The organism is Paenibacillus sp. 8b26 (assembly GCF_050626875.1).
In the GTDB taxonomy this organism is placed as follows: domain Bacteria; phylum Bacillota; class Bacilli; order Paenibacillales; family Paenibacillaceae; genus Paenibacillus.
This window is the reverse complement of record NZ_CP192445.1, coordinates 1,082,378-1,107,089: the sequence shown is the minus strand read 5'-3', so window position 1 is coordinate 1,107,089 and position 24,712 is coordinate 1,082,378. Positions and strand designations below refer to the sequence as shown.

Annotated in this window: 23 protein-coding genes and 2 pseudogenes; 14 read left to right on the top strand and 11 right to left on the bottom strand. The window is 47.5% G+C overall.

Annotated features, from left to right (window positions below; all coding sequences use genetic code 11):
* Nucleotides 1-115: 115 nt before the first annotated feature.
* From hemE to ACQ4MX_RS04755, 9 genes and pseudogenes are all read left to right on the top strand, one after another.
* The gene (hemE, locus tag ACQ4MX_RS04795; RefSeq protein ID WP_431089580.1) at nucleotides 116-1,162 is read left to right on the top strand and encodes a uroporphyrinogen decarboxylase; all 1,047 of its coding nucleotides are present in this window, start codon (nucleotides 116-118) and stop codon (nucleotides 1,160-1,162) included.
* Between the two features lie 31 nt (nucleotides 1,163-1,193).
* The gene (hemH, locus tag ACQ4MX_RS04790) at nucleotides 1,194-2,135 is read left to right on the top strand and encodes a ferrochelatase (RefSeq protein WP_431089579.1); all 942 of its coding nucleotides are present in this window, start codon (nucleotides 1,194-1,196) and stop codon (nucleotides 2,133-2,135) included.
* A 7-nt stretch (nucleotides 2,136-2,142) separates the two neighbouring features.
* Nucleotides 2,143-3,588 (top strand): protoporphyrinogen oxidase, encoded by a 1,446-nt coding sequence (hemG, locus tag ACQ4MX_RS04785; RefSeq protein WP_431089578.1) that lies wholly within the window; start codon nucleotides 2,143-2,145, stop codon nucleotides 3,586-3,588.
* A gap of 154 nt (nucleotides 3,589-3,742) precedes the next feature.
* On the top strand, nucleotides 3,743-5,230 hold the full coding sequence (locus tag ACQ4MX_RS04780) for a CapA family protein (protein WP_431089577.1): 1,488 nt from the start codon (nucleotides 3,743-3,745) through the stop codon (nucleotides 5,228-5,230).
* Between the two features lie 54 nt (nucleotides 5,231-5,284).
* Entirely contained in the window at nucleotides 5,285-6,058 is a 774-nt protein-coding gene (locus tag ACQ4MX_RS04775; protein ID WP_431089576.1) for a glycerophosphodiester phosphodiesterase, read from the top strand.
* A gap of 35 nt (nucleotides 6,059-6,093) precedes the next feature.
* On the top strand, nucleotides 6,094-6,717 hold the full coding sequence (locus ACQ4MX_RS04770; protein ID WP_431089575.1) for a fumarylacetoacetate hydrolase family protein: 624 nt from the start codon (nucleotides 6,094-6,096) through the stop codon (nucleotides 6,715-6,717).
* Between the two features lie 212 nt (nucleotides 6,718-6,929).
* On the top strand, nucleotides 6,930-7,736 hold the full coding sequence (locus ACQ4MX_RS04765; RefSeq protein WP_431089574.1) for a DUF92 domain-containing protein: 807 nt from the start codon (nucleotides 6,930-6,932) through the stop codon (nucleotides 7,734-7,736).
* A gap of 17 nt (nucleotides 7,737-7,753) precedes the next feature.
* Nucleotides 7,754-8,337 (top strand): annotated as a pseudogene (locus tag ACQ4MX_RS04760) (TetR/AcrR family transcriptional regulator).
* A 120-nt stretch (nucleotides 8,338-8,457) separates the two neighbouring features.
* Entirely contained in the window at nucleotides 8,458-10,404 is a 1,947-nt protein-coding gene (locus ACQ4MX_RS04755) for an ABC-F family ATP-binding cassette domain-containing protein (RefSeq protein ID WP_431089573.1), read from the top strand.
* A 44-nt stretch (nucleotides 10,405-10,448) separates the two neighbouring features.
* Here ACQ4MX_RS04755 and ACQ4MX_RS04750 read toward each other — a convergent pair whose 3' ends face one another.
* From ACQ4MX_RS04750 to ACQ4MX_RS04720, 7 genes and pseudogenes are all read right to left on the bottom strand, one after another.
* Nucleotides 10,449-11,078 (bottom strand): LysR family substrate-binding domain-containing protein, encoded by a 630-nt coding sequence (locus ACQ4MX_RS04750; protein WP_431091253.1) that lies wholly within the window; start codon nucleotides 11,076-11,078, stop codon nucleotides 10,449-10,451.
* Nucleotides 11,079-11,144: 66 nt separating this feature from the next.
* A pseudogene (locus ACQ4MX_RS04745) lies at nucleotides 11,145-11,201 on the bottom strand (hypothetical protein); the annotation flags it as partial.
* A gap of 63 nt (nucleotides 11,202-11,264) precedes the next feature.
* The gene (locus ACQ4MX_RS04740; RefSeq protein WP_431089572.1) at nucleotides 11,265-12,302 is read right to left on the bottom strand and encodes a M42 family metallopeptidase; all 1,038 of its coding nucleotides are present in this window, start codon (nucleotides 12,300-12,302) and stop codon (nucleotides 11,265-11,267) included.
* Between the two features lie 14 nt (nucleotides 12,303-12,316).
* On the bottom strand, nucleotides 12,317-12,739 hold the full coding sequence (locus tag ACQ4MX_RS04735; RefSeq protein WP_431089571.1) for a LapA family protein: 423 nt from the start codon (nucleotides 12,737-12,739) through the stop codon (nucleotides 12,317-12,319).
* 56 nt (nucleotides 12,740-12,795) lie between these two features.
* A complete protein-coding gene (gene pepF / locus ACQ4MX_RS04730; RefSeq protein ID WP_134914352.1) occupies nucleotides 12,796-14,592 on the bottom strand; it encodes an oligoendopeptidase F in 1,797 nt (598 codons plus the stop codon).
* Between the two features lie 199 nt (nucleotides 14,593-14,791).
* The gene (locus ACQ4MX_RS04725; RefSeq protein WP_025686450.1) at nucleotides 14,792-14,980 is read right to left on the bottom strand and encodes a hypothetical protein; all 189 of its coding nucleotides are present in this window, start codon (nucleotides 14,978-14,980) and stop codon (nucleotides 14,792-14,794) included.
* A gap of 6 nt (nucleotides 14,981-14,986) precedes the next feature.
* Complete coding sequence (locus ACQ4MX_RS04720) at nucleotides 14,987-15,220, bottom strand: hypothetical protein (RefSeq protein WP_431089570.1); 234 nt, start codon at nucleotides 15,218-15,220, stop codon at nucleotides 14,987-14,989.
* A gap of 173 nt (nucleotides 15,221-15,393) precedes the next feature.
* On the opposite strand from ACQ4MX_RS04720, the gene ACQ4MX_RS04715 reads away from it, so the two are divergent.
* The 4 genes from ACQ4MX_RS04715 to ACQ4MX_RS04700 all read left to right on the top strand — a co-directional run bounded on the left by ACQ4MX_RS04715 (nucleotide 15,394) and on the right by ACQ4MX_RS04700 (nucleotide 18,601).
* Nucleotides 15,394-15,591: a cold shock domain-containing protein gene (locus tag ACQ4MX_RS04715; RefSeq protein ID WP_010348936.1), complete on the top strand. Its 198-nt coding sequence runs from the start codon at nucleotides 15,394-15,396 to the stop codon at nucleotides 15,589-15,591.
* A 614-nt stretch (nucleotides 15,592-16,205) separates the two neighbouring features.
* Nucleotides 16,206-17,285 carry a tetraprenyl-beta-curcumene synthase family protein gene (locus tag ACQ4MX_RS04710; protein WP_431089569.1) on the top strand — a complete coding sequence of 360 codons (1,080 nt, stop codon included), beginning with the start codon at nucleotides 16,206-16,208 and terminating at the stop codon, nucleotides 17,283-17,285.
* Nucleotides 17,286-17,308: 23 nt separating this feature from the next.
* Nucleotides 17,309-18,280 carry a 6-phosphofructokinase gene (gene pfkA / locus ACQ4MX_RS04705; RefSeq protein WP_431089568.1) on the top strand — a complete coding sequence of 324 codons (972 nt, stop codon included), beginning with the start codon at nucleotides 17,309-17,311 and terminating at the stop codon, nucleotides 18,278-18,280.
* A 117-nt stretch (nucleotides 18,281-18,397) separates the two neighbouring features.
* The gene (locus tag ACQ4MX_RS04700; RefSeq protein ID WP_431089567.1) at nucleotides 18,398-18,601 is read left to right on the top strand and encodes a DUF3906 family protein; all 204 of its coding nucleotides are present in this window, start codon (nucleotides 18,398-18,400) and stop codon (nucleotides 18,599-18,601) included.
* Nucleotides 18,602-18,613: 12 nt separating this feature from the next.
* Here the strand turns inward: ACQ4MX_RS04700 and ACQ4MX_RS04695 are convergent, their stop codons facing one another.
* The 4 genes from ACQ4MX_RS04695 to ACQ4MX_RS04680 all read right to left on the bottom strand — a co-directional run bounded on the left by ACQ4MX_RS04695 (nucleotide 18,614) and on the right by ACQ4MX_RS04680 (nucleotide 22,771).
* On the bottom strand, nucleotides 18,614-19,984 hold the full coding sequence (locus ACQ4MX_RS04695) for an MATE family efflux transporter (RefSeq protein ID WP_431089566.1): 1,371 nt from the start codon (nucleotides 19,982-19,984) through the stop codon (nucleotides 18,614-18,616).
* A gap of 195 nt (nucleotides 19,985-20,179) precedes the next feature.
* Nucleotides 20,180-21,358 (bottom strand): putative glycoside hydrolase, encoded by a 1,179-nt coding sequence (locus tag ACQ4MX_RS04690; RefSeq protein WP_431089565.1) that lies wholly within the window; start codon nucleotides 21,356-21,358, stop codon nucleotides 20,180-20,182.
* 230 nt (nucleotides 21,359-21,588) lie between these two features.
* Nucleotides 21,589-21,777 carry a hypothetical protein gene (locus ACQ4MX_RS04685; protein ID WP_134910319.1) on the bottom strand — a complete coding sequence of 63 codons (189 nt, stop codon included), beginning with the start codon at nucleotides 21,775-21,777 and terminating at the stop codon, nucleotides 21,589-21,591.
* Nucleotides 21,778-21,949: 172 nt separating this feature from the next.
* The gene (locus tag ACQ4MX_RS04680; protein WP_192511282.1) at nucleotides 21,950-22,771 is read right to left on the bottom strand and encodes a YitT family protein; all 822 of its coding nucleotides are present in this window, start codon (nucleotides 22,769-22,771) and stop codon (nucleotides 21,950-21,952) included.
* A 325-nt stretch (nucleotides 22,772-23,096) separates the two neighbouring features.
* Between ACQ4MX_RS04680 and ACQ4MX_RS04675 the strand changes: the two genes are divergently transcribed.
* Nucleotides 23,097-24,686, top strand: coding sequence for a DEAD/DEAH box helicase (locus ACQ4MX_RS04675; protein WP_431089564.1), 1,590 nt, complete (start codon nucleotides 23,097-23,099; stop codon nucleotides 24,684-24,686).
* The last annotated feature ends 26 nt before the right edge of the window (nucleotides 24,687-24,712 follow it).

The following is a 24,712-nucleotide window of genomic DNA, read 5'->3' as shown; positions in this document are numbered from 1 at the left end:
TTTATCCAAATGTCATGGGTTTGTCATGGATTGTCCGCCAGCGGCGGTTGTTACGACTCTTGAAAAAGGGCATAATAAAATACAGTAGTTACGATTCGAACTGGAGGCTGAAGTCATGACCTACAACGATACCTTTATCCGCGCTTGCCGCAAGCAGGCTGTGGATCATATTCCCGTATGGTACATGCGGCAGGCCGGAAGATATGATCCTGAATATCGCAAAATTAAAGAGAAATACACGTTGCTTGAAATTTGTCGTCAGCCCGAGCTGGCTGCAGAAGTGACCTTAATGCCCGTGCGCAAGCTCGGGGTAGACGCTGCTATTTTATATTCTGATATTATGAATCCGGTAGCCTCGCTGGGGATTGATTTTGATATTGTCAAAAATATCGGTCCGGTTATTGATAATCCGATCCGGACAGCGGCGGACGTGGACAAGCTGCGCCCGATTGATGTAGAACGAGATTTGAGTCACATTTTGGAAACGATCCGTATTTTGGACCGTGAGCTGGAGGTACCGCTGATTACGTTCGCTGGAGCTCCTTTTACAATTGCGAGTTATTTAATAGAAGGAAGACCGTCCAAAGGATATATCCGCACCAAAGCCATGATGTACGGAGAGCCTGAATTATGGCATCGGCTGATGGACAAGCTTGGAGACATGGTTATTACATACGTGCGTGCCCATATTGCTAATGGCGGCAAGGCATTTCAACTGTTTGATAGCTGGGTAGGGGCGCTTTCGCCTCATGATTTTCAAATGTTTGTGCTGCCGACGATTACACGTATTTTCCATGAGCTGTCTGATCTGGACGTACCAAAAATCTATTTTCCAGGTGTAAGCTCTGGCGAGTTGCTACCGCTGCTGGGCGGGGTAAAGGCCGATGTGATCGGACTGGACTGGCGGGTAAGTATACCTGAAGGACGCCGTCGTTTGGGTAATGGTTTTGGTGTGCAGGGAAATCTGGACCCTTACGTGCTCACAGCGCCGATGGATGTAATCAAACAGTATGCGAAAACGATTGTGGATGAAGGGATTTTGGAGCCGGGATATATTTTTAATCTGGGTCACGGTTTATTTCCAGAAGCTTCATTAGATAAGTTGAGAGAGCTTACGGAGTATGTGCATGAGTATTCCCGTTCCGTTTTGATAAAGACGTAATCAATCAGAAATTTGAAGAGGTGATGTGCTGATGAAAACCAAAGTGGGTGTACTGGTTATGTCCTACGGGACACCGGAAAGTTTGGATCAAGTGGAAGCCTATTACACACATATTCGTCGTGGCAACGCTCCTTCCCCGGAGCAATTGAAAGAATTAAAGGATCGTTATGAAGCCATTGTGGGCGGTGTATTTCCGCTACGTCAAAATACGGATCGTCAGGTTCAAAATCTGCAAGAAACATTAAATCGGGAAAATCGTAATCCGGATATTGAATTTGTCTGCTATCAGGGACTCAAACATGCCAAGCCGTTCATTGAGGATGGCGTGGAGGCTATGGTGCAAGACGGTATCCGTAAAGCGGTAGGTGTCGTGCTGGCTCCGCATTATTCCGTGATGAGTGTAGGCACTTATATTAAGCGCGCACAGGCCAAGGCACAGGAACTGAATCTGGCTATATCGTTTGTGGAAAGCTATCATCTTCATCCAAAGCTGATCAAGACGTTGACCGAGCGTGTAAATGCAAAGCTGGCGCTTTTCGAAGAAGCAGGGGCGAACCGGGACGAGGTACGTGTATTGTTCAGTGCACACAGCTTGCCTGAGCGGATTCTGGCGATGGGTGATCCTTATGTAGAGCAATTGATGGCTACTTCGCAAGCTGTTGCGGACAAGGCAGGAATCACAAACTGGCAGTTTACGTGGCAAAGCGCGGGCCGTACAGCAGAGCCTTGGCTCGGTCCTGACATCCTGGATACCATGCATAGTCTAAAGGAAGAGCAGGTTGAATATGTGCTGGCTGCGCCAGTCGGCTTCGTTTCAGATCATCTGGAGGTACTGTACGATCTGGATATTGAGGCACAGGCTTTGGCGAAGGAATTGGATATGCGTTTCCAGCGGATTGATTCGCTTAACAGTGATCCATTGTACATGGAGACGCTTAGCGATGTCATCATAGACCAATGGAAAAAGGGATGAGGACATAATGGAGCAAAAACTACGCAACATTGTGATTGTAGGCGGAGGATTGACCGGACTGAGCGCAGCTTTTTATACACGTAAAATGTACAAAGAAGCAGGCTACACACCACGAATTACGCTGGTGGAAAAGGCCCCAGTGTTGGGTGGGAAAATCGAAACGTTGCATAAAGACGGGTTTGTGATTGAAAAAGGGCCGGATTCGTTTCTGGCCCGTAAAACGGCTATGATCGAGCTGGCACAAGAGCTGGAGCTGGATCATGAGCTGGTAAGCACGAATCCAGAGGCGAAGAAAACATACATTTTGCATGAAGGTCAGCTCCATCCGATGCCCCCCGGTCTGGTACTGGGAATTCCGACGGAGCTGCAACCATTTCTGCGAAGCGGGCTCATCTCGTTGGGCGGCAAGCTGCGGGCCATGATGGACTTTGTTATTCCGTCTCGGCGCATACCCGGTGATGAAGCCTTGGGTGATTTTATCGAACGCCGACTGGGCAAAGAAGTGCTGGAAAATGTAACCGAGCCGCTGCTGGCTGGCATATATGCTGCCAATATGAAGACGCTGAGCTTGCAGGCGACCTTCCCGCAATTTGCTGAAGTAGAGCAGCAATATGGAAGCCTCATTCACGGGATGATGACCGGAAGAAAGCCAGCCGAGACGCATACAGGCACGAAAAAAAGTGCTTTCCTGACCTTCCGTCAAGGACTGCAAAGTTTGGTACATGCGTTACTAAATGACTTGCATGACTGTGATTTGCGTACAGGCGTTGCTGTTACAGAATTCACAAAGACAGCAGGCGGTGAAGGCAGTGTCTACCATGTTGTATTGGATAATGGGGAGACGTTGGATGCGGACGATCTATTTATCACGACTCCGAATTTTGCTGCAGCGCCGCTGTTGCGAGGACATGTGAATGTGGCGGCACTGGAAGCCGTTAATTATGTGTCCGTGGCGAATGTGGTCATGGCCTTTAATAAAAAAGACATCGAGAATGTCTTTGATGGTTCCGGTTTTCTGGTTCCCCGTAAAGAGGGACGCAGTGTGACGGCATGTACGTGGACGTCCGCCAAGTGGTTGCATACCAGTCCGGACGATAAAGTACTGCTGCGCTGCTACGTGGGACGTGCTGGAGCCGAAGAAACGGTAGAGCTACCCGATGATGAACTGACTGCGCTGGTACGTAAGGATTTGCAGGACATGATGGGGGTTACGGCGACTCCGCTATTTACGGAAATTACCCGTCTTCGCCACTCTATGCCGCAATATCCGGTAGGACACCCTCAGGCTATCGCCGATCTGCGAGAAGAACTGCGTACAACGATGCCGGGAGTGTATGTTTTGGGTGCTGGCTATGATGCCATCGGGTTGCCGGATTGTATCCGCCAAGCCAAGGAATGGGCCTCTGTCGCCGTCCAAGCTGCGGAACGGGAAGCGGTCAAGGTACAGGCATAATTAAATGGTTGGAGCACTTGAATAACGAACCCTTCGCGATCCCAAGCGAGGGGTTCTATTTATACCGAAATTTGATATATAATGGAGAAGGTGTTAAAATCGCCGGATCATTCAAGAATGTAATGCATATGCAACAGCATAGAAGGAGTGAAGAATGTACCCTCCCAGATCACAGAAAAATGAAGGTCGAAAGAAAGCAAGGAAGCGAAAAATAGGCAAGGCTTGGATCATCACGAATCTGGTCCTGCTGCTTATGATCGTAGGTCTTTTCGGATATTATTACATATTTGAACATGGGAAGAGTAGCTCTCTTGCGGAAAACGCCGGACTATTACAACAGGAGAACAAGAGCAAAACGGATTCAGCGGGTGGAGGACAGTCTTCTAGCCCGTTAAGAGAGAACGTTACAGCCGTTTCAAATGAACAACCGGACGACAGCTCCAATGGAGATGAGCACGCTGCTGAAGATAAGACAGAGCAACCTTCTGATACTACTACAGTTACAGACAGCCGCCCCGCGACCTCATCTGACACAAATGCTGCCGAAGGCAAATCGACAGAATCAGGATCATCTTCGGAGAAAGACGGGCAATCACTGGACAGCTCTTCAAATAAGGATGCATCGGACAGTGGGAAATCTACTGACCCCAACGAATCGGAGCAGGGGAGGAAAGCCGCATCGGATGGAACAGCTTCACCGACAGTCACGCTTCATTTTGTAGGGGATGTGCAGTTTTCCGGTAAGGTTGAGCAGCGGTTGGAAAAGAACGGATTTGATTTTCCATATCAATATCTCGGAAATCTGTTTCGCAAGGACGATCTGACGATAGCCAATCTGGAAACGCCAGTTACAACCGCGGGCGTGGGTGCGCTGAATAAAACGTATGTGTATAAGTCTTCTCCCAAGGCGTTGACTGCGTTGGCTGCGGCAGGGATAGATGCTGTAAATTTGGCCAACAATCATATTTTGGATCAGGGCACAGACGGTTTACTGGATACGCTGAAATATTTGAAGGACAACGATATAGCGTATACCGGAGCCGGGCGTAATGCAAAAGAAGCGTATGCTCCGCACTATTTTGAGCGTAAAGGTATTAAAATTGCATTGCTAGGCGCTACACGGGTTATGCCCGAGGCCAACTGGAATGCAGGCACCAAACAGCCCGGCGTTGCAGGAGCCTACGATTCGACCGCGATTGTGAAGTCGATTCGCGAAGCGCGCAAGCAGGCTGATTTGGTCATTGTCATTGCGCATTGGGGCAAGGAGCGCGCTACTGCACTGGAGCCTCATCAAACCGAGCTATCGCACGCTTTTATTGATGCAGGGGCAGATCTCGTAATCGGAGGTCACCCGCACGTACTACAGGGCATGGAGCAGTATAAAGGCAAATGGATTGCATACAGCACAGGGAATTTTATTTTTTCTAAATCTACAGTACCAGCCACCTGGGATACAGCGATATTTCAGGCAACCTGCACCCGGGCTGGGGCTTGCAGCATGAAGCTGACTCCTTTTCGGGCAGAGCTGGGCCAACCGGTCCCATTGAAGGATGCGGAAGCCAGCAAAATTTTGCAAGGAGTAGCGGCGATGTCACCGGGTAATGTATCAGTAGGCGCAGACGGTACAGTAACCGCCCGATAGTTGTCAAAGGAATCTTTGACTTGAAACAACCTGTGGATGGAGGTCATAACCGGAATGGACAATTTGTGCGTAGCTCACCGCGGTTTTTCAGGAATTGCTCCCGAGAACACGTTGGCGGCTTTTAAGCTTGCAATAGATCAGCCGTTTGTGCGCTGGATTGAGCTGGATGTACAACTGTCGAAGGATGGCGTTCCGGTGGTCATTCATGATTTCACGCTGGAGCGCACGACTAACGGCACAGGTCGGGTGAAGGATACAGACTGGAAAGAGCTGAAACGTCTGGATGCAGGTGGCTGGAAAAGCACGGAATATCAAGGTGAAAGCATTCCTGCTCTCGCACAAGTGCTGGATCTGTGTCGTGGCCGCGTATCGCTCAATATTGAGCTGAAAACCGCAGGAGATATGTATCCGGGGCTGGAGAAGGCCGTACTCCGTGAAATTGTGGCGCGAGATATGGAGAATGAGGTGGTATTGACCTCTTTTGAGCGTTCGGCTTTACGCCGGGCCAAAGAGCTGGCGTCAGGTATCCGTACCGGGCTGATTATTGATGCTCGTCCGGACGATCTGGCAAAGCAGTTGGAAGGGCTGCAATGCTCTTTTCTATCCATGGGCTACCCGCGTTTGGATCGAAAGCTGATGAAAGACTTGACCGGACGCGGTATCACTGTCATGGCATGGACGGTGGATGACCGTAGCATGATGCGGAGATTGGCCTCGTTACATCCTGAATTGATGATTTGTACCAATTGGCCGGATCGCTGGGAGCAGGTTTTTTTGCATTCCAAGCACCGGATGTGGCACTATATACGTAATCTATTTATTAAATAATGGGACTACATACGCGGGAAGGGTGACGGGTCGTAATGAACGTGGAAATTCGTAATGTTTACTGTGTCGGGCGCAATTATAAGCTGCACGCCGAGGAACTGGGAAATGAGCTTCCCACAGAGCCAATGATTTTTTTAAAGCCTTCTCATGCGGTAGTTCCGCTGGATGGAGCAACACTGGAGCTTCCTAAAGATCAAGGAGACATTCATTACGAGACTGAGCTGGTTGTGGCTGTGGGTCGTAATTACGAACCGGATATGTCTGCGGAAGCGATTCTGAATGCTTTTGCCTTCGGAATTGATTTTACCCTGCGTGATGTACAAAGCGTTCTCAAGAAAAAGGGTCACCCATGGACGGCGGCTAAAGGGTTCAAATCTTCTGCTCCCGTTACACCGTTCTTGCCTCTAGAGAAACTGGACACGCTGGAGCAGCAGGATTTTTCATTGCTCAAAAATGGACAGGAAGTACAGCGCGGCCATATCAAGGATATGATTTTTTCCATCAAGCATATCATTGATTACATAGGGAATCATTATGGACTGGGTGAGGGCGATATTATTTTTACAGGCACTCCGGCAGGTGTAGGGCCAACAATGAGTGGAGATCGTTTCGAGCTATTTTGGGGAACTGACCGTCAAGGAAGCTGCACAATCGGTTAAGCTGATGCATGGATAGTATCAATGAAGATGATTAAAAAGGGAGTTCTTTGGTAGTTGGGCAGTATGGAGTGATTCTCGTACGCAAGAATGTAAGGGCCGTGTCCTGTGCCATAGCATGGGACGCGGCTTTTATATAAGTGTAGAGCGTTGTACAATAATATACGAACTGAAAAAAGAAAAACGAGAGATTCATTTCAAAGTGGGGGTATATCATGGATTGGATCATCGGATTGCTTGGCGCTGCTATAGTGGCGGGGGCTGCTTTTTATAAAAAATCCTTAACCTTATCGGGCTTTGCGGCAGCTGTGCTGATGGGAACCGTGTATTATGGTGCAGGTAACCTGTTTTGGTTTGGGACCTTGCTCCTGTTCTTCATCACATCAACCTTGCTGTCGAGGTTCAAAAAGGAGCGCAAGGCAGAGCTTGAAAAATCGTATGCCAAAACCGGAAACCGGGATGCAGGACAGGTATGGGCCAACGGGGGATTAGGTATGCTGCTGTGCCTGGGATATGCGATCTGGCCTCATGTTGCCTGGCAGTTGACTTTTGTTGGCGTCATGGCTACGGTCACGTCGGATACGTGGGCAACGGAATTTGGCAGCCTGAGCCGCAAGCCGCCTCGCTCGATACTGAATGGCAAGGTGCTGGCACCCGGAACCTCGGGAGGTGTATCTTCTCTGGGGACGGCCGCGGCTTTGGCTGGGGGCGTGCTGATTGGAACAGGGGCATGGGTCTTTGGATACGCCGCAGGAATGCCGGGCCTGCCACTATGGCTGTGGGCACTGATCGGAGGAATATCTGGCAGCGCGGGGGCTTTTGCCGATTCTTATCTGGGTGCTACGGTGCAAATGATGCGGTTCTGCACGGTTTGTGATCGGGAAGTAGAGGTGGACTCGCATTGTGGACAGCCGACAGTCTATGTGCGGGGATGGCGCTGGATGAGCAATGATCGAGTGAACAGCATTAGCTCCATTTTCGGGGGGCTGGTCGCTCTGGCAGGAATTCTGTTTATCCTTTAATACAGGGAGGTGCGAAGATGGGCGGTATACATGGAGATAAATATGAAGCTATTTTGGACGCCGCTTATACAATCTTCGGCACCAAAGGCTTTTATGAAAGCAAGATTTCCGAGATTGCAGAACAGGCGGGTGTTGCCAAAGGCACGGTATATTTGTACTTCAAAAGCAAAGAACAGCTTTTTACAGCGGTTACGCGCAGAGATTGCGAGCAATACCTGGCCGAAATGCAGGGCGCACTGGCTAACCGCGCTTTGGGAGAGGGACTGCTGCGAATGGCAAAACTGCACTTACATTACACTACAAGCGCAAGCAGCATACCAAGTTGTTTTTTATGACCCCGAACAATGACCCTGATTTAATGGAGTTTATGCGCGGATTTATTCAGGATTATACCGATATGGTCAAAAACAAACTGGCTTTGGAGGGTGTGCAGCAGCCTGAGCTTCATGCGAAGGCTTTCATTGGCATGATGGAGCGCCTCAAAATGGACATTTTACTGGATAAAGATTTCCGTGAATGCGATGTGGATCAGACGGCTGAATTTGTGGCTAACTTGTTTATGTACGGCTGTGAAGCCGGGAGCGGGATACGCAGACCGTGATATTGTAAAGCTAGAAACCGTACTGACCTCGTTCAGATCACGGTTTTTTTAATCATTTGGTGTGACTGTGTTAAAATAAACAAGATGCATCACAAAATAGGGGAAGAGTAGGGAATCCGTATGAATATTATGACCGTTGAACATATAACGAAAAGCTATGGCGAAAAAATGTTGTTTGAGGATGCTTCCTTTGGCATGGATGAACGTGACAAAATAGGGGTCGTTGGTGTGAATGGCACTGGTAAATCAACGTTTTTACGCGTGATTTCCGGCTTAGAGCCACCGGATGATGGTAATATTGCGGTCAACAACGGTGTACGCATTCAATATTTGGCGCAAAATCCGGAGTTTGACCCTGAGGTGAAGGTACTCCAACATATTTTTCACGGCAACCAGCCGGAAATGAAGGCGGTGCGCGAATATACGGAAACGATGGAGATGCTGGAGCTGAATCCGGGCAGCGAGGAGCTTCAAAACCGCCTGTTGCGGGCAAGCCAGCAAATGGATACGCTCCAGGCATGGCAGTTGGAGAGTGAGGCCAAAAACATACTGACCCGGCTGGGTATCACGCAGTTTGAGGCACGTATGGGAGTGCTCTCTGGTGGACAGCGTAAGCGGGTTGCTTTGGCAGCAGCTTTGATCCAGCCCTGTGAGCTACTCATTCTGGATGAGCCTACCAACCATATTGATAATGAGTCGGTTGAATGGCTGGAGCAGTATTTGCAGAAAAGACGCGGCGCGTTGTTGATGATTACGCATGATCGCTATTTTCTGGATAGAGTGGCAACTGTCATGCTAGAGCTGGATCATGGTCGACTTTTCCGCTATGAGGCCAACTATACCCGTTTTCTGGAGCTAAAGGCAGAACGCGAGGAACGGGAAGCATCTTCGGAGCAAAAGCGGCAAAACCTGTTGCGTAATGAACTAGCATGGATTCGCCGGGGGGCAAAGGCCCGTTCGACCAAGCAGAAAGCGCGTATTGAACGATTTGAACAGCTTAAGGATCAGCAGCCGGAAGCTCGTTCCGGGTCTGTAGACATGTCGGTTGCCTCCGCGCGTCTCGGTAAGAAAATACTGGAGCTGGATCGCCTGTCCAAATCGGTAGGTTCCCGTAAGCTGATTCAGGATTTGAGCTATATCGCTGTGCCCGGTGACCGGGTTGGGATTGTGGGTCCCAATGGTAGCGGAAAATCGACTCTGCTCCAAATGATTGCACAGCGCGTAGAACCGAATTCAGGCAGTGTGATTGTGGGACCGACCGTGAAGCTCGGTTATTTTACCCAGGAACATCAGGAAATGAACGAATCGCTGCGTGTCATCGAATACATTAAGGAAGAAGCCGAAGTGATCCGCACAGCAGATGGTTCGGCTATTACAGCCGCGCAAATGCTGGAGCGTTTTCTGTTTGCGCCAAGCGCGCAATGGACGGTCATTTCCCGGTTGTCAGGGGGCGAGAAACGGCGCTTGTACCTGCTGCGTGTGCTGATGTCCGCACCAAATGTATTGTTACTGGATGAACCGACGAATGATCTGGATATTCAGACTCTTTCCGTGCTGGAGGACTATCTGGATGAATTTCCGGGTGTTGTTTTTATCGTTTCCCATGACCGGTATTTCCTGGACCGCACGATAGACAAGGTACTGGCATTCGAAGGAGAAGGACAGGTGCGTGTGCATGTGGGCGATTATAGCGAGTATGCAGAATGGATCAGTAAAAATGCTCCATCCGCTGCGAATTCGTCTGTCTCGGCGGGTACTTCTTCTGCTCAGTCTTCCACGTCTAAGTCTGCGGATGCTTCGGATTCAGTCAAGGAGACCACCAAAACCAAGCTTAAATTCACCTTTAAGGAACAGCGGGAATATGAGCAAATTGACGAATTGATCGAACAGGCTGAGGAGAAGTTGGCTAGCATCCAGCGACAGATGGAAGAGTCTTTCAATGATTCCGCACGACTACAGGAGCTTATGGCTGAGCAAACGAAGGCCGAACAGCATTTGGAGCATCAAATGGAGCGCTGGACCTATCTGAACGAGCTGGCCGAGCAAATCGAACAAAGTAAATCTTAAAATACGAAATAAGTATGATGCGTGAATCGCTTTTCCGTTGTTACTTAAACAAGCAAGTCTCCGTTAAAGATGGAGACTTGCTTGTTTGTATTTATTCCAGTACATCTGTCGTGGAAATAACTCATGTCCTGACTTGAAAACTCGAAGCTACCTAACATTATGCGTTGGAAAACAGAAACGGAAGAGGGAACAATGGAGATGCCTATACCAGCAGCTACCAAATTAACGATTGTATACATTTGAACGGCTTCCTGTACGATTTGGGGCTGGAAGCCGTGTTGTCTGCAAAAGTCTAATATGAGATCATGAAAAGACGATCCCATATGAGGCGGAGACAGGATAAAAGATTCTTCCGCTAAAGAACGTAAAGACAAGGTTGGATGGTGGGCTAGCGGATGTGTTGCGGGAAGTACGGCGATGAGTGATTCGTTGGTGTAGAGCCGAGAGGTGATATGTATAGATGGATCTGCCCAGCGCATGAAGCCCACATGAACTTTGTCATCGTGTATGGCTTTCAGTTGTTGGGCAGATGTCATTTCAAACAACGTAAGCTTCACGTCTGGAAAACGCTCCCGGAATTTCTTTAAGGCGTTAACCATCAGACTGCCAGATGCCGAATCTACAAAAGCGATGGATAAATGTCCGAATTTCCCCTGACTTGCAAGCTGTGTCATCTTAATGGATTTTTCCAATTGAGAAACCATGTTTCTGGATTCTTCTAAAAAGATCGCTCCTGCTGACGTAAGTCGAACTTGCCTTTTGGTTCGTTCCAAAAGTTTCACGCCAAGCTCTTCCTCAAGGCTTTGCTAAGCTACACCGACCTATTCTCCAGTGGAACAGGCCGGTCGTCATCATTCGGATTAAACCGTCACATAAGCCGCAAGCAGACGGGCGGTGTTCACCACGGCCTGCTTGTGCGTACGCTCCATCGCATGGGAGGCGTGTACGCCAGGGCCGATCAGCGCAGCGCGGATATTGTTGCCTGCTTTCAGAGCAGCCGAAGCGTCTGAACCATAGTGCGGATAAATATCAACCGCATACGGGATATTCAGCTCCTTGACCAGCTCAATCAGGCGTGTCGTCATGTCATAATCATAAGGCCCGGAAGAATCTTTGGCGCAGATGGATACATCCGTCTCCTTGCAGCTCAGATCCTCGCCTATGCAGCCCATATCGACGGCAATCATCTCGCTGACATCCTCGGGGATGTAAGAAGCCCCGTGACCGACTTCCTCATAGTTGGAAATGATCAGCTTAACGGTATGACGAGGCTTCCAGTCTTCGCGTACAGCGGATTCCAGTAAACCAAACAGTGCAGCCACGCTGGCTTTATCATCCAGATGACGTGACTTGATAAAGCCGCTGGGTGTCACGACCGGACGGGCGTCGAACGAAATAAAATCCCCTACCGCAATGCCGAGCTGGAGCACGTCTTCTTTAGATTCGACAAGCTCGTCGATCCGCACCTCCATATGACTTTCCTTGCGTTCAAAGCTACGTGCATCATCATAGACATGCACAGACGGATGGCTCGACAGAATCGTGCCTGTATATGTTTGTCCGCTTCTGGTATGAATCAGGCAGTATTCGTTCTCGATGCTGTTCATCATAAAACCGCCGACAGATGTCAGCCGCAAGGTACCGTGACTGGTTATTGAGCGTATCATCGCACCCAATGTATCCACATGCGCGCTCAGCGCAACTGTACGGTCTGTTTGCTGGCCCTCCAGGGTCAAGATGGCACCGCCCTTGGCGTTCCATTCTAAGGGCACCCCAAGGCTTGCGGCTTCCTTACGGATCAGTTCCATCACATGATGTGTGTAGCCGCTGGGACTGGGGGTGTTCAATAGTTGATTCAGAAAGGTCATGATATAATTTTCGTTCAGATGAATCGTCATGTTGTTGCTCCTCCTCATTTGGACAACCGGTCAAGGTCAGAGGACGTTTGCTCTGTATCCTTGTCAGATGTAGACACCGCACTGGACGAACCAGACGTGTTATAGACGGTATCCGCATATGCTTCCGCAGCGGGTGTGTGCTCTTCTTGCAGTGTATGAAGCTGGGTGGTCAGACGTTTGACCTCTCTCTGAAGCTTATATTGACGGAAAATACCGAAGGAACCGACGATAAGCCCTCCAAGAAGAGTGCAGCCGAGAATAAGCAAAATCAAAGGGACATTGACCGTACGAAATAGAAGATTTACTTGGACCGAGTTCACGTTAATGACAGCGAATACAGCCGTTAACAAAGCGATAACAAGAGCTGCGATCAGAGACCATTGTGTTTTCAAAATGCCACCTCCTTCCGCTACATTATAAAATCCCTTGCCCGTCATGGACAAGGGATTTATCCGTGCATCGTTTTAATGCTGGATTCTAATCGTGTATGGTTTTACTTTCCGGCGGTCAGCTTTTCCATTTCCGTAATAACTTCCTCGAATACGCTCATCGCTTCGCGGATCGGTTGCGGAGAGGACATATCCACGCCGGCCTTCTTCAAAATATTAATCGAATAATCGCTACCGCCGCTCTTCAGGAATCCTAAATAACGGTCAACGGCTGGTTGGCCTTCTTCCAGAATCTGTTTCGAGAAGCTGGTTGCCGCAGAGAAGCCGGTAGCATATTTGTAGACATAAAAGCTGTTATAAAAATGGGGGATACGGGCCCATTCCATTTCAATGTCTTTGTCTACTTTCATGCCAGGGCCGTGATATTTCACGTTAAGATCATAGTAAATCTCCGACAAAAGCTGCGGTGTAAGGGATTCCCCCTGTTCTGCGCGCTCATGTACGATTTTCTCAAATTCTGCAAACATCGTTTGACGGAATACCGTCGTACGGAATTGGTCCGCATAGTAGGTGAGAAGGTACATTTTCTCTTTTGGATCGGTAGACTTTTTCAGCAAGTAATCCATCAGCAACGCTTCATTGGTTGTAGATGCTACTTCAGCCAGGAAAATAGTGTACTGGGCATCCCGATATTTCAACGCATTATCCGAGTAATACGAATGCAGCGCGTGTCCCATCTCATGAGCGAGCGTAAACATGCTGTTCAGGTTATCTTTATGGTTCAGCAGCACATAAGGATGAGTACCGTAAGCACCCCAGCTATATGCGCCTGTACGTTTATTTTCATTTTCGTACACATCAATCCAGCGATCATCGTAGCCTTTTTGCAACGAAGCCAGATAGTCCTTGCCCAGCGGCTTTAGACCTTCCTTCGTTTGCTTTTTAGCATCTTCATACGAAATGTCAAGCTTGTATTCGTCCACAAGCGGAGCGAACAGGTCATACATATGAAGCTCATCCACGCCCAGCAGCTTTTTGCGCAACTTGATATAACGGTGCAGCAAAGGTAAGCTCTCGTGAATGGTATCAATCAGATTGGAGTACACTTCCTTCGGAATATTGTCACCGTATAACGACATTTCTAATACGGAAGGGTATTTGCGAACACGGGAATAAAAAACATTTTTGTTCACATTGGCACTTAATGTGGAAGCAATCGTGTTTTTATTCTTGGCATAAGTGTCGTACACCGCTTTAAAAGCACGCTCACGTACTTCCCGGTGCGGACTTTCTAGGAATTGAATATAGCTGCCATGCGTCAGTTCAACCTCTTTGCCGTTCTCGTCCTTTATCTTTGGAAATTTCAGATCCGCATTGTTCAGCATACCGAAAATAGTTTGCGGCGCTTGAGCCAGGTTACCCACCTGAGCCAGCAGGGCTTCTTCCGATTTACCCAGAATATGCGCTTTCTCCCGTTTCATTTCCTGAAGTGTAAAGCGATAATCTGCCAGCTTCGGATCTTTAATCAATGCATCGAGCTGATTGTCGGGCAGCGCCAAAATTTCAGGTGTCACGAAAGACAGGGATTCACTGACCTCAACGCCTAATTTTTTGGCTTTTTGCGAAAGGCCCTGATATGTAGGTTCAGCCGTATCCTCGTCATGATGCAGATGGGCGTACACATATACGCGCTCGGTTTTAAGCGATAGTTCATCTTCCAGCTTAAAGCAGTTGACAATTGCTTCGGCTGAATTCAGCTTGCCTTGGAATTGTGTAGCTTTTTTGGCTAGTTGTTTGACTTCTTCGTACTCTTGATCCCATGCTTTGCGGTCTGGAAACAGGTCTTCAAGCTTCCAGGTATTTTCCACAGATGCGTCTGCGCGTTTTACGATTTCACTCATGGAGAGCCTCCTCTGATCGAACGAAATGTGGGGTGGGGCTGCGGCGGTACGGGGCGGCTGCCAAAGCGAAGAAACCGCCACGCTGACCGTGAGCAGCAGAGCAAGAGGTTTTGTGGCATGCATGTAACGGCATATCCTCCTTATACCATGGCTTGTTATGCCATAGTATGACCTCTTGCGCCCAAAAGTATAATTTTCTTTACCTTGGGTCGGAACCTATATTTAATAAGCTGTATACAATAAGATAAAAGGCAAAGCAAACCATGATAACGGCAGTGAGGGCCATCCACTTTTTGAGAGGAGCCGGTAACGTATCACGTTTCATGATCAGCACTCCGCCCAGCGTAAAGGCCAGAATAATGAAGATGAGAAAGCTGTTGGACACCATGAAGCGCTATACCTGTTTGAAAGCGTTCATGATCTGCTGCCACTCTTCCTCGTTATCTTGAAAGGACTGCTTGGGAAACCGATTTTCAGCCCAATGCATCAGCGCCGGACGGCTCAAAAACGTGTGGGCTTCTTCACCCCAGTCATCGGATATTTCTCGTAGAACGATGTAACGGCCCTGCACCTCGACAGTCATCATGTTCCAATTGTCTTTTTTGTATATTTCGTGTTTTTTCATCATATGCATGTCTCCGATTTTAAAGATGTTTTGGTTCATGATACCGCAGTTTCCGCCGCAAAAGCAAATCATTCCAGCCTGTAAAAGCCCTCAAAACATCAATTGCATTGTGAAAAAGCATGAAGTATAATATGGATATTCGCCATAGATGGCGGTATTTTTAGGAGGTTGTTCACTTGAAAGGTACAGTAAAATGGTTTAACGCAGAAAAGGGTTATGGCTTTATCCAAGTGGATGGTGGCGAGGACGTATTCGTTCATTTCTCCGCAATCCAGGGTGACGGCTTCAAGACTTTGGAAGAAGGTCAAGCGGTTGAATTCGAAATCACTGAAGGTAACCGTGGACCCCAAGCAGCTAACGTAAATAAACTGTAAGTGTAACTGAATTGTAAGAAATGTTCCGTTCATACGGATGTCTTATATATTACGGTTAAACGATGAATTGAGAGCGCAGTTCCTTATAGTTTAAGGGACTGCGCTTTTTTGCGTAAAAAAGTTTATGATATGAGAAGGCTAAACTGGAATAGGGTATTATACCGTAATGGAAAAAAACATTAGTCATTATTGTAGGAGTTGAGAAGATGAGCGCAGCAGAGGCGAGTCGTAAACCTTCCTTGACCAAGGGTCCAATTACCAAAACACTGTTATCTCAGCAGTGGCGGTCATTTTCTATTATGCTTTTGGAAAATGGAAGCAGGCCAACATGGGGGATGCCTTTCAAGGCTTGAAGCCCGTAGAGGATAAGGGATAGGCAGGGCTTTTAACCTATTCTGAAATTAATAATTTTATCAGGGTAAATTTTGTTTAATTTCAATTTTTGTGCATTTGGTTATGACAGGTATAAAGATTTTTTGTGAAAATGGCTCATTTTTCTTAAATATTAAAGAAAAAGTGAGGTTGTTCATTTGTGCTAAAAGGACGATCATATTATAATGAGTATGGTTTGGATAGGTATAATTACGTAGACAACAATGTGGAGGCACCGTCATTTGAGTTATGTTGAGCAAGGACGTTATCAAGTTCCGAGAGGCCCCATAGGTCTAATGAGCCGAATGTACAAGCACATTCTCCCTGAAACGAAGCAGGAATTGGGAAATTGGAAACACAAGGCTAAACAGATTCCGGATCCCGAGCTGAGAAGTCAGGCACTTGCAAGCATAGCAGAAAAGACGTTTCACTGTGTAGGCGGGGCGGTTTATGCCGCAGGGAATATGTCTGCCCGGCAGACGTTAATTCCGCTTATTGTGGCGTACCAGACGATTAGCGATTATCTGGACAACCTGTGTGATCGCAGCACGTCCATGGACCCGGATGATTTCAGGCTGTTGCATCAGTCTATGCTGGATGCGGTCAACCCCGCAGCTAAGCCAGTGAATTATTACGCTTTGCGTCGTGAGCAGGAGGATGGCGGTTATTTGACCGGGCTGGTGACAACCTGTCAGTCTTGTGTAAGCAGGCTTCCTGGCTATGAGGCGGCAATGCCTTACGTTCAGGATCTGGCGGGATTATACACGGATTTGCAAGTTTACAAGCATATTAAACCCGAATTGCGCGAACAAGCGCTATTGGATTGGTGGTCGGTTCATAAGGGCCGTACACCGGAGTTGCGCTGGAACGAATTTGCTGCGGCTACCGGTTCAACCCTGGGGGTATTTATGCTGTTTCTTGCTGCTAGCGACCAGCATCTCACGGATGCGGGGGCTGCCTCAATACATGTATCGTATTTTCCACATGTGTGCAGTCTTCATATTTTGCTGGATTATCTAATCGATCAAGACGAAGACCGGAAGGGCGGAGATCTTAACTTCTGCAATTATTATGAAGATACCGACATGATGCTGGACCGGATCGCCTATGTTGTGAATCGGGCGCGGGCTGATATTGCAGATGTCCCTGCCAGCTCCTTTCACCGGATGATTATCGAGGGATTGCTGGCGTTATATTTATCCGACCCCAAAGTTAGCGAGCAGCAAGAAGTGCGCGCGGTTTCGAAACGTTTAATGAAAAACAGTTCGCTCATGCGTTTGTTTTTCTTTTTAAACAGTCGATGGATAAGAAGGCTTTTATGAACATTTTGAGGAGGTCATAAATCATGACAGCAGTTAAGAAAATCGCAGTATTAACGAGTGGTGGAGATTCACAGGGGATGAACGCCGCAGTTCGCGCCGTTGTGCGCAGCGGCTTGTATTTTGGACTTGAAGTATTCGGGGTTCAGCGCGGATATCAGGGCCTGCTGAATGATGATATTTTTCCGATGGATCTGAGAAGTGTCGGAGATATTATCCAACGTGGGGGTACTGTACTTCAATCTGCCCGGTGTCTGGAATTTACGACCGAGGAAGGACAGAAGCGAGGCGCTGAAATTTTGCGTAACCGTGGAATTGATGGCTTAGTCGTGATCGGTGGCGATGGTTCCTATCAAGGAGCTAACAAACTGACCAAACAAGGAATTAAAACAATGTGCCTTCCAGGTACGATTGACAATGACATCTCCTTCACTGACTACACGATTGGTTTTGATACGGCGGTTAGTATCGTAGTGGACGCCATCAACAAACTGCGTGATACGATGTCATCCCACGAACGTTCTTCTATCGTAGAAGTTATGGGGCGTCATTGCGGCGATATTGCTTTGCATGCAGGTCTGGCTTCCGGCGCAGAAACGATTTTGGTGCCCGAAGTAGAGTTTGACCTGAATGAAGTATCTGATCGGATGAAGCAAAACTTTAAGCACGGCAAACGCCACAGTATCATTATCGTTGCTGAAGGCGCAGGCAAAGGTGAAACCGTAGCACAGGTAATCCAGGAAAACTGTCCGGATTATGAGCCGCGTGTAACGGTGCTTGGACACATCCAACGTGGAGGCACACCAACCGCATTTGACCGTAATCTGGCAAGCCGTTTGGGTGACTTTGCTGTTCGTCAATTGATTGAGGGTGTATCGGACAAGGCTTGCGGAACGATTGATGGCAAGCTGGTAGCCACTGATATTGACAAGGTCGTAAATACGAAAAAAGATTTCAATATGGAGCTTTACGAGCTGGCCTTGCGCTTGTCCCAATAATAATTAGCTGTTATATGTCCAGATGGATTCACATCTAGGAATTCTTAAACTCATGCGGATGACCCGAGTCATCCGCTTATTTTTTAACATTTAAAGCAGGTTTGGAGGGGAATAAATATGTATTTGTTCAAAATCGAAGTGGACAGCTCGGAAGGAGCCTTAACCGTTATTCTCGTTGCGGAAAATGAGGAGCAGGCATTTCAGGCGGTGGACCAGCATGTGGAGAGACATTATCTGTATCCTCCAAAGCTGAACGAAGTAGCTATTGTGGAGAAAAAAAGAATAACTTCGGGTACTGCATATGTCATGGAAACACGCTGATACACGCAAAGGCTAAACAGCCTCTGCGTGTTGTTTTTTTTCGGCAAAACGTCGTTGTACAACCAGCAGGCGGAAGAGAAGGGACACTGCTCCCGCGGCCAAACCTGTAATCAAGCCGATCCAGTAGCCGTAGGGACCAAATGGTGTCCAACGTGAGATAATATATCCTACAGGAAGTCCAATAACCCAATAGGCCAGAAACGTAATCAGAAAGGCCGAATTGACATCCTTATATCCACGCAGTGCTCCTTGAGTAGGTGTAGCGATAGCGTCGGATATTTGAAAGAAAATCGCATAGAGCAGGAAATGTTGCGCTAACTGAATAACCTGTGGATCGGTGGAGTACAGCCTGGCGACCTGTTCGCCCCAGATCACAAGCACAACAGCCGTGATCAATGACAGACCAACCGCACTGCTGATTCCCATTACGCTGTATATTTTTGCATCCCGCGGCCGTCCTGCCCCTACCTCATACCCGACCAGAATCGTGAGCGCCATACAAATACTGAGCGGAATCATATATAGTGTTGTCGCAAAGTTCATAGCGGCCTGATGAGCCGCAATTGTTGCCGTATTATAACTGCTCATGAAGAGAGTAACAGCTGCGAAGACAGCCGTTTCGAAAAAGATCGCAAAGCCGATGGGTAACCCGATTTTGATAAGCTCTTTCCAGGCACTGGTAGCAATGCCGTATATCTTGTTGAAAATTCCGTATTCGGCAAATATCTTTCCCCGATGTGCGGTGATGCCAGCAACAAGCATAACAATCCAGTACGTGGCGGCAGTTGCCACTCCGGAGCCCACACCCCCCAGACGAGGAAAACCCCAGTTTCCATAAATGAGTAAGTAGTTCAACAAGACATTGATGGGCAACGACATCAGCGTGATGGTCATCGTAAACCGGGTTTGTCCCAGTGCATCCATAAAGCTCCGTAGGACCGTATAAGCAAAGAGCGGGGCAATGCCGAAGGCCATCGCACAAAGGTAGTACAAGGCCACATTATGAACCCTCAACTCCAGATTCATCCCGTGCAGAATGGGCTTAACGAGAAAAATACCTGCAATCAGAACAATCATCGATAGAGTGAGCGAGAGCCATAGCGCCTGAATGACATAGTAAGAAACCTTGTCCTTGCGCTGTGCTCCAACCAATTGGGATACAATAGGGGTGATGGCCATAAGTATTCCGTTGAGGCCTGTTTGTACAGGGACCCACAGACTCACTCCGATGGCTACACCAGCCAAATCGGCAGAAGAAAAGTGTCCCGACATATTAGTATCAAAAAAAGCCATCGCGGATAGTGCAAGTTGTGTTACCAGAATAGGGAGCAAAATGTTAAAAAGCTGCTTCCATTTTTGGCTGTTAGTTAGCGTCAAATGCATGTTTATGTCCTCACTTACTTGGAAGTTATCAATCGTATATATCATAACGTGTCAAGTATTTATTGTAAGGGATGTAGCAGCATTTGAACAGCAACAAAAGACTGCACCCATGATCAAACGAATGGGGCAGCCTTGGAAACCTTTAAATAATTTGGTGTATTGTGTAGAAATAATGATAAGACCGGGATACATGGATTATTTGTACGTTACTCCGCTAGTATAGCGGTTTGTAGCATTCCAGAGTAAATATTCGTCAACCTTCATATCCTTGAGCGCTCGAATTTGATCCTCGACCTGGGTTTTACCATATTTGGCATAATGACCGCTTCCCAGCCAGCTTGCGGTAAAATCCTGAATCCATGGACGAATGATTGGTTTCAGCTTGCCTGTCGGGTCAAGCTTCTTGTGCGTATCTGCCATCGAGCCTTTAATGGTCTGGTACGGATTTTTGTCAGGGTCTTTTACACCGAACCAGCCTGTTGTATAGTGACTTGGATAAACCATAGGAGAAATGACATCCACGTTTTCTGAAATTTTGGCGAAATCCTGTCCGATTCCTTCCGCAGCGGGAACGGATGCGGCATACCCGAAAATATCTACCGATACCCGCACACCCAGTGGAGCAAGCTCTTTACGGGCATATTGCACGAACTCAGCGACCGCATCTACACGTGATTGATTGGATTTGGTATATTTCAGCTTGTCGGCTCTTTTCTCAAAGCCTTCAGGGAAACGTACATAGTCAAACTGAATTTCCTTGAAGCCCAGCTTTGCTGCCTCCTTGGCGATAGCAATATTATAATCCCAAACCTCTTTATTATAGGGATTGACGAACCCATCGCCCTTGCCGTTTTTCCAGACAGAGCCGTCAGGATTGCGGAAGGACATTTCGGGATTTTTGTTGGCTAATACCGTATCTTTAAATACTACAATACGGGCAATCGGGTACACGTTGTGCTTTTTCAACCGGTCCATCAAACCGGAAATATCCCGAATGAATTTTTGCGGCTTGCCCAATTTCAGCAGCTCGGGATTGGTCGTTGGATAAGTGATGTAACCTGCATCATCCTTAATATCAATAACCATGGAATTGAGCTCTGTTTTGTCGAGCAGTTCAAGCAGCTGGGTCATACGGGAACCGCCTGCACTATAAGCCGTAACATAGATGCCCTTGATAGCAGGAGTCGTCGGCTGTGGGTCAATTTTAACCGGAGGGTTGGAGGCATCCATCTTCATATTACTGTGCTGAGCCTGAATCATCGCGCTGCTGATTGTCGTTGCCACCGTATCTTTTACATTTGGGGCGTTGGCTGAATGATCGCCGTTTCCGCCTATTCCCATTGCCAATAGCATAATTGCCCAAATCATATTCATTTCCTAACTCTCTCCCTTATGTAAGTCGCTTACCTGATTATACGTAAAGTTATGTATCGAGAAACAACACGGTTGTAACCAATACTGGAATCATCAGGCACAGTCTTACATGATTAACCCAACCCTTGTTCATTGAATCCGTAAAATGGCATAAATAATGCCGCTTTCTTCGTGGCTGCGGACTGCAACCGGAAGAAGCGGCACTTGGTGGAGAGATTTAATGAAGATGTTTACTGAAGATACGTATTGTCCTGATGCTCACAAATACTGTACTGAATAATTTCGAGCGCATCCATGGGCTTGAGAATGGCCATCCCATCCCGAAGTACAATCATCGAGTTCAGCTCATTCTTTTTGAGAAACGGGAGCATTTCTGGATACCATCTCAAGACAATGTCGGACAGTTTTACCGTTTCCATTTCCACAAAAATCACCCTTTCCTGCTCGGAATCATTCCATAAGAATCATTCGGTACGAATCGGAAAAGCAAAGTGCCTGTGAAATAGCAGGTAAAGCTGGTCTTTATATAATATGGGAACAGCGCACGTATAGTGTACCACAGAAACTGCATTTTGACACTTGGGCTCGTGCTTATCTTCGGCGGAATGAGCCCATAACCCCTACCGTTTCTACGATATTAACAAAAGCAGAAGGGTCTACTTTCTTAATAATGCGTTTCAGTTCTGCCAGCTCGTAGCGTGTTGTAACTGTCATCAGCATATCCTTTTCGGTATGAGAAAATGCACCTTCAATTTTAATTTTACTTACTCCACGCGGCGTTGTCAGCATTCGGCTGAGCAGCTTCTCTGTATGCTCAGTGATGATGTAAACGGTTATTTTAGTGTGACTCACATAAATCTGATCCAACACCTTGCCGGTCACGAAAATGGATAACATGGATGCAAGGGCAACATTCCAGTCCTGGTTCAGATATCCCGCTGCCAGAATAACCAGCCCATTCAAACCGACGAGCACAGTCCCTACAGGGAAATCGCGGTAACGGGTGACGATGGAGCCGATAATGTCAAAACCGCCAGTAGACCCCCCCACCCGAAAGGAAATACCAGCTCCAACACCAATCAGCACTCCACCAAAAACGGAGGCCAGCAGCGTATCTTTAACAAGGGCATGCACAGGAATCCAGGCCAAAATCCATGTCGTGGCGACAACAGACAAAATACTCATACTAATAAATCGTTTCCCTAAAATAAACCAGCCTGCAATAAGCATCGGAATGTTTAGGACAAAATACATCACGCTGATATCGAATTTTGTAAAGTAGCCAATTAACATGGAAAGCCCTGCTACTCCGCCGCTCAGCAGGTGGTGCGGCACGAGAAACAGATTAAAACCGCTTGCTATAGCAGCGGCTCCCAAAATGACAACAAAACAGTTTAACACTATTTTTAACAACGTTTTTTCACCTCATTTAAAATATACGGACAGTAACTTGCTGGTATTCATGAATTGTTTTGTGTTATAATGCGATGTGGATATTCTTGAGTAGGGACTTTCTGTCCAGAGAAACACTTAAAATTTAAACTGTTTTAAAAAGGATAAATTCGTTTAAGATGTATCGGATAAGGTTACCCGTGTTTATACAGAAAGATGCAGTTATAGGCCTAAATAAACTGTCACTGTATTGGGAAAACCTATACAATAATATCGCTACTTAAGAATACAGACAACATTGTGGATTGTCCACCACATCCACCATTATGAAGGAGTTTGAATAAATTTGACGACATTTGCAGAATTTAATCTTGAACCGAAAGTACTTGAGGCGATTACAGAGCTTGGTTTTGAAGAAGCGACGCCGATTCAATCCCAATCCATCCCTCTTGCGCTGCAAGGAAGAGACATGATTGGCCAAGCCCAAACAGGTACGGGTAAAACCGCAGCTTTTGGTATTCCGTTGATCAGCAAAATCTCTAAGAACGACGACAAAATCAGAGCACTGATTATGGCTCCAACACGTGAGCTTGCCATTCAGGTTGCTGAAGAAATCGAAAAGCTGTCCCGCTTCAAAGGTCTCCGCACCCTGCCAATCTATGGCGGTCAAGATATCGTGCGCCAGATTCGCGCTTTGAAAAAGAAACCTCAGATTATCATTGGTACACCGGGTCGCTTGCTCGACCATATTAACCGCAAAACCATCAAGCTGGAAGACGTAAACACCGTTGTTTTGGATGAAGCGGATGAAATGTTGGACATGGGCTTTATGGAAGATATCCAATCCATTCTGAAGCAGGTTCCGGACGAGCGTCAAACGATGCTTTTCTCGGCTACGATGCCTCCTAATATCAAAAGACTAGCTGAACAATTCCTTAAAAACCCTGAGCATGTTTCAGTTATCCCTAAACAAGTTAGTGCTCCACTGATTGATCAGGCCTACATTGAAGTTCCTGAACGTCAAAAATTCGAAGCTTTGAGCCGTTTGATCGACATGGAATCCCCAGAACTCGCTATCGTATTCGGTCGTACCAAGCGCCGGGTAGACGAGCTGGCTGAAGCTCTGCAAAAACGTGGATATTCCGCAGACGGTCTGCATGGTGACTTGTCTCAGAACCAACGTGATGCCGTAATGCGCAAATTCCGCGACGGAAGCATTGACGTGCTCGTAGCAACTGATGTAGCTGCCCGTGGTTTGGACGTTTCCGGTGTAACTCACGTTGTGAACTTTGACCTTCCGCAAGATCCGGAAAGCTATGTTCACCGTATTGGACGTACCGGACGTGCAGGTAAAGAAGGGGAAGCATGGTCTTTCGTAACGCCTCGTGAAATTGATCATCTGCATTTCATTGAGCGTGTAACTCGTCACCGTATTGCGCGTAAGCCGCTTCCAACTTTGGCTGAAGCTTTGGAAGGCAAACAACGCATCATCGCAGAACGTCTCCTGGAGGCTGTAGAAAGCGGTGAGCTGAATGAATACAAAGGCTTGGCTATTCAAATGCTGGAGCAGTATGACTCCGTACAACTTCTCTCCGCATCTCTGAAGCTGATGACTGGCGAGAAGAGAGAAGCGTCTATTGAGCTGACTCCGGAAGATCCAATTCGTGCAAAACGTCGTAAACCGGATGTTCGTTCCGGCGGACGCAAGCCGTCTAACTACAGCGGACGCAGCAACGGTGGTTATAACTCCAACCGTACTGGTGGCAGTGGTAGTGGCAGCAAAGGCGGATATGGTGGCTACAACCGTGGCAGCAAAGAAGGCGGTAGCTACAACCGTGATTCCGCGAGCCGCAATAGTGGAGATCGCAGACCACGTCCAAGCAGTAGCGGAGAAACTCGTCGTCCTGCAAGACGCGAAGATTCCTCTTCCGAATAAGAATTGAAATAACCGGAAAGCCGAAG